Here is a 12,907-nt window from a genome sequence, read left to right as displayed (position 1 = left end):
TTTATTTCCCCGCAGCCGCAGTAGCTGTAGCTGTAGCTGTAGCTGTAGCTGAGGCTACTGCAGCGGATGCTGCTGCCGGTGCAGGTACTGCAACGGGCGTATTTTTAGGAACAGAAGCCACCATTTGCACTTTTTGCCCGTCTTTCAACGTGGACAGCGGATTGCTGACCACCTTATCGCCATTCAGCAGGCCGCTGCGTACCACAAAATCGCCCCGACGCGGATCACGTTCACCGATGCTGACGCTGACTTTACTGAGCACGCCATCCTTGACGCGCCATGCGTAAGCCTTATCACCATCGCGCACCAGTGCCGAACCGGGGATCATCAGTGTTTCTGTGGAAGCTGCTTCTATCATGCCTTCGGCAAACAGGCCGGATACGCGTGGTTGTGTGCCCTCGCCTAACGTGACCAGCACTTCGACCTGACGTGTCGTTGCGTTTGCCGCTAAATCGACGCGCTTCACTTTTCCTCTGAATTCCTGATTGCCATAGCCATTGATGCGGAAAGAGACTGCTTGTCCGATCTTGACGCTGGTGACTTTGTCGGCCGATACCAATCCTTCAAAACGCATGCTGGTCGGATCAATGACTTTCACCAGTTCCTTACCGATTTGTGCGGTATCACCAGCCGACACTTTACGTTCGCTGACCACGCCGTCAAACGGTGCGCGGACTTCCGTGCGTTGCAATTGCTGACGTGCCTGCACTGTACGCGCCTTTGCGGCAACCAGATCGCTTTGCGTGTTGTTGCGACGGATTTCAGCATCTTCTAATTGTTGAGTGGATGCCATACCGGAAGCGCGCAGCGTCTTCAGTCGCTGCAACTGGCGCTCGGCCTGATCAAACGTCTGCACCGCAGCGCGCTCCGCTTCCTGCGCGGAATGCAGACTGTCTTTGATCGACGTGTCGTCCAGCCGCACCAGCGTATCGCCGCGCTTCACGGTTTCGCCGTTTTCTTTCAACACCTGCAAAACAACCGAGGAGATTTCTGATCGCAGATCGGCTTTTCGTTCTGGCTGGATAGAGCCGGTAATCACGGGGCCAGAAGAGAGTGCATTACTCTGTACGGTGGATAAATCCTCATTGGTCACCATCAAAGGTTTATCGGCAGTCGCAGAGGCGCTGGCCTTCGTCTGGTCATCACTTTTTTTGAACTTGCTACAGCCGGTGAAGGCAAGTGCAATACTTAATACAATCAGACTAGGTCGCAACATAAGGAATCTCCGGAATACTTTAATTTTTAGAAGGCAGCTTGGACTGAAAATAAAGAAAAAAGGTTCAACGACCGAACCTGTCATGCTGAACATCGCAACACATGACGCTGACCAGACCTGAAAATGGTAAACGTGAGGTAAAACCGAGGTCAAAGACAGGAACCAGATTCAACCTACATCAGTCAGCATCAACACAATGGCACGGGAAAAATCCCGGAAACACTCAATATTGCCAGTCAGTTTTTCAGCATCCCGCGAATTACACTTGCACTCAATTAAATGCGTCGTGAGGGAATGAAGCTGGCAGTATCCATGAGTCGCAAAGCTCTTGTCAATCGGGCATTGCGTGTATTAAATAAGACAGGCACAAGCCTTTGTACGGCTTGCTTTTCCCCTGCAAGTCCGGTAGGCTCCGGCCTCCTTTGCTTTTCCGTATTTGTTGTGCCAGCCTCTGTCAAATCTGCTCAAACTGCATCCCCTGCTGCCCCCGTAACTGCTGCATCAGCCAACTTCGCTGCGACCATACTGATCGCCACCGATGTCTTTGGAATTACCCCTGCGGTACAGAGTCTGGTACGTCAGCTCTCAGTCAACGCCCTCATCATCAGCCCGTTTCAGGATACTGAACGCCAGTTCCGTTCAGAGCAAGACGCATACCAGGCCTTCATTGCCGAAGGCGGCGTCGCCCGCTATACAGAAAAGCTCGATACTATCCTGCAACAGCACACCGGGCTTACTCATGCGATAGGATTCAGCGCCGGCGCCAGTGCATTATGGATCAGCAGCCAGCACGAATTCGTGCGTTCATTGCAGAACATGGTGCTGTTTTACGGCTCACGGATACGCGATTATCGAGAGGTACTTCCTGTTTGCCCTGTACGCCTGATTTTTGCGGAACAGGAAGCAGCTTTTGATCCCGCGAAACTGGTCAACGATCTGCGCCAACGCGGTCATATTGCAGAACTCGCCAAAGGAACCCGGCATGGTTTCATGAATGCGTATTCCCGCGGATGCTGCGTTAAATCGCAAACCCGTTATACCGCAGAATTATTCGGCCTGCTGCATCCGGCGTCAGATAAAGCCGCCGCATGAAATGAATGGCATATTCAAATCTGCGCCAGACATTGTGGATGCCGGTTTGTGCCGTATTGATTTGCTGCGGGTATCAGAACAGCTCCGGATTTGAGTAAATGTCTGGCGTCCCTTATACTTCCTTCCGCGTGACACAATCACCGCCCTGCGCTTTTGATTGCACCAACCAGCAATCAGAAGCTTTTTTTTATCCAGTATTTGTTGTACCCGTTTTGTCCTTTTTCATTCACTTTTTGCGGCCAGACGCTGTTGCCTTATCAGGTTCACAGTATTACGCCGCGCGGAGCCATAAGCATGACCGCTTTTGTATTTAACGAAATCAACTTCGACAACCACGAACAGGTTGTTTTTGCCTCAGAAGAAAAATCCGGCCTGAAAGCCATTATCGCTGTTCACAATACGCATCTCGGCCCGGCAATGGGCGGCTGCCGTATGTGGAACTATGCCAGTGAAGCAGAAGCGGTACGCGACGTACTACGCCTGTCACGCGGCATGACTTATAAAAACGCGGTTGCCGGCCTGCCTATCGGCGGCGGTAAAAGCGTCATCATCGGTAACCCGAAAACAGATAAAACACCGGCTTTGTTTGAAGCCCTCGGCGAAGCGCTTGAGCGTCTCGGCGGTCGCTATGTCACGGCAGAAGACGTCGGCACCAGCCCGGCAGATATGGCCAATGTCGCCAGCAAAACAAAATACGTTGCTGGTCTCGGTGACCGTGGCGATCCGTCACCATTTACGGCACTCGGCTGCTTCGTGGGTGCACAGGCTGCCATCAGACATCAACTCAAACGCGATAGCTTTGATGGTCTGACCGTTGCGCTGCAAGGCCTGGGGCATGTCGGTTACGACTATGCCCGCCGTCTGCATGCAGCAGGTGCAAAATTAGTCGTGGCCGATATCGATCAGGCTGCATTGCAACGCGCGCAAGACGAGCTGGGTGCAGAAGTTGTCGGCATTGATGCGATCTACGATGTGCAGGCCGACATTTATGCGCCTTGCGCTCTCGGTGCGACACTGAATCCGGATACGCTTTCCCGCCTGAAAGCAAAGATCGTTGCGGGTGCGGCCAACAATCAGTTAGCCACCGCCGATATCGGTGAAGCCTGTCGCCAGAAAGGTATTTTGTACGCACCGGATTTCGTCATTAATGCCGGCGGCATTATCAAAGTCTGCTACGAATACCTGAATACACCTGAAGACGGCATGGAAGCGCATGTACGCCGTATCGGCGACACCCTGGCAGAAGTATTCACCCGCGCCGATGCAGAAGGTTTGCCAACCAGCGTGGTAGCTGATCGCATCGCGGAAGCGAAGTTTAAAAACTAAGCATGCTGACGGTATACTGATGCACTGATACCGTCATCGCAAAGCCACCTGGACAACATGTCAGGTGGCTTTTTTCATCTGGGCTTAATACCGACATCTACTTAACATCTGCATTATCAGCGGACGGATCAAAAAAAGCGCACGGCCAAGCTCACATCACGTAAAGGTGAAAGTTCACTTTTCCGCAGACTTAGGCAGTAAGCCCTCCAGTTGCGAGGGTAAAGATCCGGCGGAATCATAGTTCGACAGCACGATCATCGTGTATCCACTGTCGAGGTACATTGCAACATCGCCGGACACACCACGCAGACTACCGGAATGTCCCGCCACTTTTCCTAATGCGCTATTCCACACCTGAAAGCCTAAACCGTATGGTCTGCCGCCCGCGTTTTGTCCCAGGCTGTTATCAGTCAAATGTAATTGCAGCGTAGCTTTTTTAATTAACTTCCCGCTCTGCAATGCGGTAGTGAAGCGCCATAAATCATGGACGGTCGAGTAGCCTGCGCCGAATGGCAGCCCCCGCAAAGGAATATAAAAATTATTCTCTTTTGAAAAATCCGGCGCTTCCGGCGTAGAAAAATAGCCGGTCGCCATGTTATCGACAGGCTCATCCCGGAAATAACTGTCAGAGTTCAGCATCCCTGCAGGTTGATAAATATGCTCCCGGATATAGCTGAAAAAATTTTCTCCCGATGCCTTCTGGATCACCAGACCTAATAAAAAATACCCTGTATTGCTATAGGCAAACCGGCTGCCCGGTTCGGCTTTCAGCGTGTCGCCTTGCAATAACGATTTGTAATCCTCCAGCTCTCGCAAAAACAGCAGTCTGATATAGGGCGCGTGCGTTATCTGCTGCGACAGCATGTCACCAAAGCCAGCACGATGTGACAACAACTGCCGTATCGTGACCTTATCCAGTACATTTTTGGGATACCAGCTCGCATCCACGTATTGACTCAACTTATCGTCGTAACTGAGTTTTCCCGCGTCCGCCAATTGCGCAATCGCCACAGCGGTCAACATCTTTCCTATCGACGCGATATTAAATTTAGTGTCTATCGTATTCGCATAGTGGTAGCGCTTATTTGCCTGTCCACACACACCATCGGCAATGAGGCGCTCTCCTTTCGCGATTAATATCGCTCCGGAAAACTGATTCTGCTGACATTTGTCCTGAAGAAGTGCGCGGATATTATTCGCTAATTGCGTTTCCGCCGTACTTAATAACGCCGTCTTGTCCTGCGTCTCCGCACCTACCGGCGTTGCTGATACAAGCTGAGCGCTCACTTGCGCAGAAGCAAATGAATATCCGCTGAAAAACAAAACAGCTCCGCTCACAATAAACAGCAGTTTTTTTATCCCCATGCGATCACCTTATTTTTCATTGAAAGAACAAGCGGCATTCATTTAACTACGGACTTGAAAAATGAGCAATCTCAGCACCCCGGCATTTTCACCATCTGTCATTCCGGTGTGCATTAAAAATACATGCGTTAAAAATGACGAAGCCGCCTGAAAAAGGATACAGGCGGCTTGCGAGGTCTGCTTAGTAACAGGAAGGAAATTACACTCGCTGTTCAGCCTCGTCCGTCGTGAATTCTGCATCGCTGTTAAACACGTTTATATCGGTTTCACCCAATACCCGGCTGGTGATCGTCCCTGCTGTAATCGCACCGCTGACATTCAATGCCGTACGCCCCATATCAATTAAGGGTTCCACGGAAATCAACAGCCCCGCTAATGCGACTGGCAGATTCATCGTCGAAAGAACAATCAGGGCAGCAAAGGTTGCGCCACCACCGACACCGGCAACACCGATCGAACCTATCGTCACAATCGCAATTAACTGCGCGATAAAACTGAAGGTAAATGGATCTATGCCTACCGTTGGCGCGATCATGATCGCCAGCATCGCAGGATAAATTCCGGCACAACCGTTCTGACCTATCGTTGCACCAAATGAGGCAGCGAAATTCGCAATGCCTTCCGGTGTACCCAGGCGCTGGGTCTGAGTCTGCACATTCATAGGAATGGCACCCATGCTGGTGCGCGAAGTAAACGCAAATGCCAATACCGGAAAGATCTTTTTAGCGAACTTAACCGGATTCAGTCCAGCACCGGCGATCAGGCATAAATGCACGCCAAACATCAGCAACAGCGCGCTGTACGATGCGACGACAAAGTTAATCAACTTCAGAATATCGGCATAACTCGATTCCGCCACAACCATCGCTATTAATGCAAAAACGCCATACGGTGTCAGACGCAATACCATGGAAACCATGCGCATGATGATGGCGTGGGCGACATTGACAAACTGGGTAAATGAGGCAAACAGTAAGGGGTTGGCTGTGGCGATGCCGGTCGCAGAAAGACCGATGAAAATCGAAAAAATCACCACTGCAATCGTTGATGTTTTACGTGCGCCGGTGATATCCAGAAATGGATTCGTCGGAATAAAACTCAAGAGCAAACTTGGCAGGCTGATTGCCTTTGCATTTGCCAGCGTGCCTTGCAGATATTCGCCACGCGCGACTTCGGCCGCGGCTGAACTCAAGCCAACGGCAGTCAGGCCAAAGAATTTGGCCATCATAATGCCGATGCCTGCTGCTACCGCTGTCGTTGCCAGCAAGGTGCCTATGGTTAAAGCACTGATTTTCCCGAGTTCAATGGCACCATTCAGTTTCAGAATCGCGCCGACGATCGACACCATAATCAGCGGCATCACGATCATCTGCAACAGCTTGACGTAACCAGTACCAACGATGTCGAGATAAGCATTGGTCGTGGTGATAATCGCTGCCGTGCTGGCATCACCGCTATACAACAGATGCATCGCTGCACCCAGCAATACGCCCAGCGCCAGGCCAGTCAGCACACGCACAGTAAACGTTGCCTCCTTGCGCTGTTGCCGGTACATCAATCCGCCTATCGCCACAGCGATGGCCAGATTAATCAAAACAAAGATGGTGGAATAAGTAGCGATCGGACCGATCATGAACTAGCCTCTGTCTAAATGAAATGAAGTGAAAAGCAGTGACGGATAGGCCACTCAGCATGTTGAGATTTTTCGATAAAAATCAATGATTCCTGTGATTATACTTGGCAACGATAAAGTCACTGCGTGGTGGCGACGTCGCCACTAGAGCGCACGTATCAAAGCGCATTGCGAAAGCGTTCCTGTACAAATACACTGTCCGTCTTGCTGCAAAGCAGCCCTACTGATTAACTCTGATGCCTGAGAAGGATGCCGATAATGACGATCTTGCTTACCCCACGCCTGCAATTAATCCCGATGGACGATAGTCATTTTGATGGGCTGTTCGCGATGAACAGCGATATCGACGTAATGCGTTACATCACCGGAAAACCGGATACACCCGCCGACACGCAAGCGATGATCGATCGCGTCAAAGCGCGCTGGAAAGAATATGGATTTTCCTGGTGGTCGTTTTTTGAAAAAGACAGCGGTCAATTAATCGGTGCGGGTTGTATTCAGCATCTGGGGCGCGATCCGGCAAATCCGCTGGAGACCGGCTGGCGGCTGCGCCGTGACCGCTGGGGCAACGGCTATGCGTCAGAAGCAGCCAGAGCGATGGCTGGCTTTGCTTTCGACACCCTGAACGCGCCGCTGTTGTGTGCCGTCTGTCATCCGGATAATCATGCGTCTGCCCATGTCATGAAAAAACTGGGTATGCAGTTTAAAGCAACCGAATCATGGTACGACATGCAAGTCGCCGTCTACGATATGCCGCGTGCAGTCTGGCAAGCGAACAGCGCCGCGCAGCATCAGTCAAATTAAGTCTGCCAACACTGGCTCACAAGCGTCAGCAAGGTCAAAAGATTCCCCTGAAGCGACATCACCTACGATGTCGTTTTTTTCATTCGTCTGCCATCAGCAACGCTCGTTCATTTTTACAACATCGTTATACACTGAGTCCATTCGAGCTTCTTGCGCAGCCAGCCTGCCAACCTCTCGCTCAGCTGATGCATCCTCGTCATATCGTTTTGCGCTGCCTTTGCACTGCGTTTGTATTGATGCCTGGCGCAGACAATGTTGCGTAAGTTCCGTCTTATTTGAATTTTTTCATTTCATTCAAACAACTTCTCTCTTAGAATTGCTTTTATGATTAGATTGTCCGCACATCAACAAGCAGTTGAAGTTCATGTTGAATAGCGTCTTCCTTTTCAATAATTCATCGGTATCCGCGCCACATCGTTGGCTCGCCGCTTTCGTCGCAGTACAAATCAAGGAGAAAAAATGAGTATGGTGTTTTGCCGCGGCTGCGGTAAGGAAATTCATGAAACCGCTGTGACCTGCCCCAATTGTGGCGCACCACAGGGAACGCCAAAAGAAGCGAGCAATTCCGACAAGCGGATTTTGCCTGCTGCATTGCTGTGCTTTTTCTTAGGCGTCTTTGGCATACACCGTTTTTATGTAGGAAAAATCGGTACCGGTATTTTGCAGCTGCTGACGTTTGGCGGTCTGGGTATCTGGGCACTGATCGATTTCATCATGATCGTGGTCGGCAGCTTCACCGATAAAGACGGCAATACGATCAACCTCTGGACCTGAGATCACAGCAACGAGCAAACCCGGCAAGCCTGCGACGTATGCACGATGCGGTGTTGGCCAGTGATCTGTCAATGTGCTGAAAAAATTATCTGAAAAGGAAAACTATGAGCATGGTATTTTGCCGCGGCTGCGGTAAGGAAATTCACGAAACTGCTGCAACCTGCCCGCATTGTGGTGCGCAGCAAACGGCGCCAGCACCAGCGGCGAACATTGCTGGCGATGAAGTTCAGGCGTTCGACTGGTATGTCGCTGTACTCAGAAATTATGCCGGCTTCAGTGGTCGCGCACGTCGCAAAGAATACTGGTTCTTTCTTCTTTTTAACATACTCATCAGCACGGGTTTAACCTTGGTCGATGGCATTACAGGTAGCATCAACATTTCATCAGGTATGGGATTTCTTGGCGGTCTTTATACGCTGGGCACATTTATCCCTGCCATTGCAGTTACCATACGCCGTCTGCATGATACGAACCGCAGCGGCTGGTGGATGCTGATCGCGCTGATTCCTTTGATCGGTGCCATCGTGCTGTTAGTATTCCTCGCGAGCGAAGGGCAAAAGACAGAAAACCGTTACGGTGCCCCGGTCAAATAAGCCGACCGGCATCGTCAGAACAAATCATCAGGCGCTGACCTGATCGTCTCTGCAAATAAAAAAGCGACATCACCTACGATGTCGCTTTTTCTTTTTTCCGGTGTTTTTTGTAGCCCGGAAATTTTACGAACCAGACGCTGGCAAGCGTTGTTTCAATTCAAATCCCTCACAAGGCTGGCCTGACGCTTCGACAATTTCCATCAAAGGCTGACGTTGACTTTTAATACCGAACATGCGGCATCCATACATGAAATTCACATCATGCGTAATGTAGTAATGCACGCATAAACGGCAGTTTTGCTGTATCGGTTTATTCGTTTCAGACATCATGTGCAAGATGATAACAAGACTAAGGCGAACGCGTTATCGCGGTCACGCCTGCCTGCAGAGGCTCTGCGAGCCTCAATAATACTCCCCCCAGTATCTTAAATCGCCCTTTGTTTATGCCGACAATAGCGGCGTTTTTATAAAATAAGGGGGGAGTATGCTGTTTTCCCTGAAAAAATCTGGCACGCTAGCGCGATAGCGCCGATGCCGGAGTCGTTGACGTCGTTGCCGGCGTGCTTGCAGGTGCTGTCGCTTTTCGGATTGCTGGCTGCAAGGTCAGCCAGCGCTGATACACCAGTAAGGCGACATGTGCATCATTCGCCGCGTAGGCAATCTGCTTGTCCGTCAACGGCTGCTGCGCCCAGTTGGATGTCGAGGTCTTTTTTGATTTCGATAACTGCATGCCGAAAAATTTTGCCACCGCCGCTTTGGCGCCCATATCCTGATGCCGGTTTTCACGCAGCGCTTTGGCCAGATCGAGTACGTTCGTCGTCGTGATATCGAGTTTGCTTTTCAAATGCCGCAAATCGTCACTCAAGCCGAAGCCGACTTTCAGAATATGCTGCGCTTCCAGTACCGCTTTGACGACATCAATATTCACGGCCTGCACGACAGGAAAAAGAAAGGCCTTGGTTTCGGTCGCCAGTTGTATCAGATGCGGCCCCTGATGGCGCTGGCCTTTTTGAAAAACGGGTTTGGTTTCAGTATCAAAACCGAGCACGCTCGCCTGCGACAGATGCAAATGCGCAAACGCAGCTGAGGTGGCATCTGCAACGATATGGATATTGGCTTCAGCGATCCCCGGGTAAAGCGGCAGGGTTGTTTCCTGTTCTGACATCATGGAATAAGTGTGGTGAATGACGGAATGACTGCCAGTCTATCAGTACCGGCAGCATGCAGCATGAACGACGCACAAGGCTAATCATTGACATCCTGCCGGCGGCGTGCGGGGTGACTGGCACGCACCGCGAGTGAAATCATCAGAGACTGACCATCAGGCAAAGTCACCGCCATTTTTTCGCTGCCATTATGCTGAAAATGATAAATCGTCAAATCGCCCACCGCCAGCGATTTCTGAATCTCGGCATCGACCAATATATCGGCCAGGGCATTAACGGCGCCGACGTGCCACACCAGTTGATTGGTCGCCGCTTTGCTCATGACTCACTCCTCAACACGCCGCGCCTGATTTTTCAGTACGAACGCTTCAAAAGCAGACGCATCCACTGGCTTAGAAAAATAATATCCCTGCACCTGAGTGCAGCGCATCTCTTTGAGCAAGCTTGCCTGTTCATTTTTTTCGACACCTTCCGCCACGACATTCAGACCCAGACTCAATCCCATGGCAATGATCGCGCCGGCAATCGCGGCATCATCCGGATTCACATGAATATCATTGATAAATGATTTATCGATCTTCAGCTCATCAATCGGGAAACGCCGCAGATAAGACAAACTGGAATAGCCCGTGCCGAAATCATCGAGTGAAATCGATAAGCCCAGATTTTTCAGTGACCGCAAGGTCATCAGGGTGCTGCTGACATCTTGCATCACCATGCTCTCGGTTAATTCCAGTGTGACTGCGTGAGGGTCAACGCCACTTCGTTGAATAATATTGGCAACGCGCTCGGCAAGATCATCCTGGCGGAACTGGCGTGAAGACATATTCATCGCAATCTTGAACACGCCCATCCCGTTATTGACCCAGGCAACCTGCTGGCGGCAGGCTTCATTCAAGACCCATTCGCCGAGCGGCAAAATCAGCCCGGTTTCTTCAGCCAGCGGGATAAATTCTATAGGATGAATCAGACCTATCTGCGGGTGATACCAGCGCACCAAGGCCTCGGCGCCAACGACCAGCCCGCTTTTCAGATCAATTTTTGGCTGGTAATGCAAGGCAAATTCGGCGCGTTCCAGACCACGCCGCATCGCGCTTTCCATGTTCAGGCGACTGATCGCAGTAACGCCCATTTCTGGAATAAACTGACGCACGCTGTTACGCCCGTGCTCTTTGACGCGGTACATCGCAATATCGGCATAACGCAGCAGAATTTCGCCATGATCACCATCACGCGGATACACCGATACGCCGATACTGGCAGTGACAAAAACTTCTCTGCCATTGATGTGCATGGGGCGGGACAGGGCATGCATGATTTTTTCTGAAATCGCTTCCACGTCATCGCTCTCAGGCAAATCCGTCAACACGATCACGAATTCATCACCACCGAGACGCGCAACCGTATCAGTGTCACGCACACACAGATTCAGCCGTTGCGCGACTTGTTTCAGCATTTCATCTCCGGCGCCATGACCGGAAGCATCATTGATCAGTTTGAAATGATCAAGATCCAGCAGCAGCAAACCCACATGCAGATTCTGACGTTTGGCCCAGGCAATCGCCTGAGAAATGCGGTCATTCAGCAGATTGCGGTTCGCCAGCCCGGTCAGGCTGTCATGCGTCGCCTGATATTCGAGTTCTTTCTGATAATTAACGCGCTCGCTGACATCATTGATCACGCTGACGAAATGGGTCGTCACCGCACCCGCAGCATCCTTGACCGGGGAAATCCGCAACTCATTCCAGAACTGCGAGCCGTCTTTGCGATAATTTCTCAGCAAAGCGCGCCCCTCGCGCCGCTCACGCAGCGCAGAACGGATTTCTTCCAGATCCGGCTGCGCCAGATCGTCACGCACCAGAAAGCGCCCTTCACGCCCGATCACTTCGTCGGCGTGATAACCGGTGATCCGTTCAAACGCAGGATTCACATAAACAATGGAATGGTCGGTCTCGTCACTACGGGTGATCATGATGCCATTGCTGCTCGATACCAGCGCCTGTTCCCGCAACAACAATGCCTGTTCCACTTCCTGTAACTGAAACTGCTTATCAGAAATATCCTGACGCACGGCCACCAGATGTGTGACCTGTCCGGCTTCATTGTACAAAGGGCTGACGACCTGCCGCTCCCAGTACAGATGACCATTAAGATGTCGGCTCTGTACATCGCCATGCCAGTGTTCACCACTCTTCAACGCCAGAAACGCGTTTCTATGCGCGGCATCACTGGCAGCGCCGTTATTCCACAGCACATGGGTTTTCTTGACTTCGTTCAGGCTGAAACCTGAGATACGGGTATAGGCGGCATTGCAGTATTCAAGCTCACCGACAGCATTTGTGATCAGTATCGCGTACGGGCTTTGGTGCACTGACAGCGCCAGCAACTCCAGATTATTTTGCAGATCATGATGATCTTGTGTGGTCAGCAGCGCGCGGACTGCACTGACCAGCTCTTCCGCAAAACGCGTCAATACTTTTCTTGGCTCTGCTGCTTCATTGAGTTCAAATGATGCTCTGACAGATAATGTCAGATGCATCTGCGGTGCGACATTGAAATCCAGCGTCAGCGCATGGGTGCCATAGTGCTCATCATCTGAGGAGTTAAACAAAAAATCCGGTGCCCGTGCAGAAGTCGCTTCAAAACGGGATTTTTCACCATTGTTTTCAAAAAAAATTTCAGTATGTGAATAGCCTGCCCGCAACACCAGTATCTTGCAAAATCCTTCCAGCAATCCGGGTAAATCATCCGGATACCAAAGACAATCCGTCAGCTCTCCCAGCAGCAGATACCAGTTTTCCAATCTTTGCGACTCTTCGTCCAAAGAATTTGTGCGGCCTGTTATGTCCATCAGCTACATCGCTCCCCTCAATCGTCGTGAAATCTGCGAGAAGATTTTTATACCTTGTTAAAAACATTAACGCAATATAAACGTTGA

The 12,907-nt window shown here is 50.9% G+C and carries 12 protein-coding genes; 5 read left to right on the top strand and 7 right to left on the bottom strand.

Annotated features, from left to right (window positions below; all coding sequences use genetic code 11):
- Window position 1: 1 nt before the first annotated feature.
- The gene (locus H8K26_RS09700; RefSeq protein ID WP_190479155.1) at window positions 2-1,216 is read right to left on the bottom strand and encodes an efflux RND transporter periplasmic adaptor subunit; all 1,215 of its coding nucleotides are present in this window, start codon (window positions 1,214-1,216) and stop codon (window positions 2-4) included.
- A gap of 441 nt (window positions 1,217-1,657) precedes the next feature.
- Here H8K26_RS09700 and H8K26_RS09695 point away from each other — a divergent pair, with 441 nt between their 5' ends.
- Together H8K26_RS09695 and H8K26_RS09690 are read left to right on the top strand one after the other, a co-directional pair.
- Window positions 1,658-2,308, top strand: coding sequence for a dienelactone hydrolase family protein (locus tag H8K26_RS09695; protein WP_190479153.1), 651 nt, complete (start codon window positions 1,658-1,660; stop codon window positions 2,306-2,308).
- A gap of 294 nt (window positions 2,309-2,602) precedes the next feature.
- Window positions 2,603-3,634, top strand: coding sequence for a Leu/Phe/Val dehydrogenase (locus H8K26_RS09690; protein ID WP_190479151.1), 1,032 nt, complete (start codon window positions 2,603-2,605; stop codon window positions 3,632-3,634).
- Between the two features lie 174 nt (window positions 3,635-3,808).
- On the opposite strand, the gene H8K26_RS09685 is transcribed toward H8K26_RS09690, so the two are convergent.
- A complete protein-coding gene (locus H8K26_RS09685; protein WP_190479149.1) occupies window positions 3,809-4,999 on the bottom strand; it encodes a serine hydrolase domain-containing protein in 1,191 nt (396 codons plus the stop codon).
- A 199-nt stretch (window positions 5,000-5,198) separates the two neighbouring features.
- Complete coding sequence (locus H8K26_RS09680) at window positions 5,199-6,632, bottom strand: L-cystine transporter (protein WP_190479146.1); 1,434 nt, start codon at window positions 6,630-6,632, stop codon at window positions 5,199-5,201.
- A 258-nt stretch (window positions 6,633-6,890) separates the two neighbouring features.
- On the opposite strand from H8K26_RS09680, the gene H8K26_RS09675 reads away from it, so the two are divergent.
- The 3 genes from H8K26_RS09675 to H8K26_RS09665 all read left to right on the top strand — a co-directional run bounded on the left by H8K26_RS09675 (window position 6,891) and on the right by H8K26_RS09665 (window position 8,803).
- A complete protein-coding gene (locus H8K26_RS09675; protein ID WP_190479144.1) occupies window positions 6,891-7,436 on the top strand; it encodes a GNAT family N-acetyltransferase in 546 nt (181 codons plus the stop codon).
- A 459-nt stretch (window positions 7,437-7,895) separates the two neighbouring features.
- On the top strand, window positions 7,896-8,210 hold the full coding sequence (locus H8K26_RS09670) for a TM2 domain-containing protein (protein ID WP_186882947.1): 315 nt from the start codon (window positions 7,896-7,898) through the stop codon (window positions 8,208-8,210).
- A 104-nt stretch (window positions 8,211-8,314) separates the two neighbouring features.
- Complete coding sequence (locus H8K26_RS09665; RefSeq protein ID WP_223826943.1) at window positions 8,315-8,803, top strand: DUF805 domain-containing protein; 489 nt, start codon at window positions 8,315-8,317, stop codon at window positions 8,801-8,803.
- Between the two features lie 123 nt (window positions 8,804-8,926).
- On the opposite strand, the gene H8K26_RS09660 is transcribed toward H8K26_RS09665, so the two are convergent.
- From H8K26_RS09660 to H8K26_RS09645, 4 genes are all read right to left on the bottom strand, one after another.
- The gene (locus H8K26_RS09660; RefSeq protein ID WP_200178844.1) at window positions 8,927-9,133 is read right to left on the bottom strand and encodes a hypothetical protein; all 207 of its coding nucleotides are present in this window, start codon (window positions 9,131-9,133) and stop codon (window positions 8,927-8,929) included.
- 184 nt (window positions 9,134-9,317) lie between these two features.
- Window positions 9,318-9,971, bottom strand: a complete 654-nt coding sequence (locus H8K26_RS09655; RefSeq protein WP_190479142.1) for a 3'-5' exonuclease — start codon at window positions 9,969-9,971, stop codon at window positions 9,318-9,320.
- Window positions 9,972-10,048: 77 nt separating this feature from the next.
- A complete protein-coding gene (locus tag H8K26_RS09650; protein ID WP_186882945.1) occupies window positions 10,049-10,291 on the bottom strand; it encodes a hypothetical protein in 243 nt (80 codons plus the stop codon).
- A gap of 3 nt (window positions 10,292-10,294) precedes the next feature.
- A complete protein-coding gene (locus H8K26_RS09645; RefSeq protein ID WP_190479139.1) occupies window positions 10,295-12,820 on the bottom strand; it encodes a bifunctional diguanylate cyclase/phosphodiesterase in 2,526 nt (841 codons plus the stop codon).
- Window positions 12,821-12,907 lie beyond the last annotated feature (87 nt).

The organism is Cognatundibacterium aquatile (genome assembly GCF_014699135.1).
Lineage (GTDB): Bacteria > Pseudomonadota > Gammaproteobacteria > Burkholderiales > Burkholderiaceae_D > Undibacterium > Undibacterium aquatile.
This window is presented reverse-complemented; position numbering and strand designations above follow the sequence as displayed.

What these genes read in the sequence shown, in the direction of transcription:
- H8K26_RS09675 (WP_190479144.1), top strand. Translation starts at nt 6,891, where the DNA reads ATGACGATCTTGCTTACCCCACGCCTGCAATTAATCCCGATGGACGAT.
- H8K26_RS09700 (WP_190479155.1), bottom strand. Translation starts at nt 1,216, where the DNA reads ATGTTGCGACCTAGTCTGATTGTATTAAGTATTGCACTTGCCTTCACC.
- H8K26_RS09645 (WP_190479139.1), bottom strand. Translation starts at nt 12,820, where the DNA reads ATGGACATAACAGGCCGCACAAATTCTTTGGACGAAGAGTCGCAAAGA.
- H8K26_RS09655 (WP_190479142.1), bottom strand. Translation starts at nt 9,971, where the DNA reads ATGATGTCAGAACAGGAAACAACCCTGCCGCTTTACCCGGGGATCGCT.
- H8K26_RS09660 (WP_200178844.1), bottom strand. Translation starts at nt 9,133, where the DNA reads ATGATGTCTGAAACGAATAAACCGATACAGCAAAACTGCCGTTTATGC.
- H8K26_RS09670 (WP_186882947.1), top strand. Translation starts at nt 7,896, where the DNA reads ATGAGTATGGTGTTTTGCCGCGGCTGCGGTAAGGAAATTCATGAAACC.
- H8K26_RS09685 (WP_190479149.1), bottom strand. Translation starts at nt 4,999, where the DNA reads ATGGGGATAAAAAAACTGCTGTTTATTGTGAGCGGAGCTGTTTTGTTT.
- H8K26_RS09665 (WP_223826943.1), top strand. Translation starts at nt 8,315, where the DNA reads ATGAGCATGGTATTTTGCCGCGGCTGCGGTAAGGAAATTCACGAAACT.
- H8K26_RS09680 (WP_190479146.1), bottom strand. Translation starts at nt 6,632, where the DNA reads ATGATCGGTCCGATCGCTACTTATTCCACCATCTTTGTTTTGATTAAT.
- H8K26_RS09690 (WP_190479151.1), top strand. Translation starts at nt 2,603, where the DNA reads ATGACCGCTTTTGTATTTAACGAAATCAACTTCGACAACCACGAACAG.
- H8K26_RS09650 (WP_186882945.1), bottom strand. Translation starts at nt 10,291, where the DNA reads ATGAGCAAAGCGGCGACCAATCAACTGGTGTGGCACGTCGGCGCCGTT.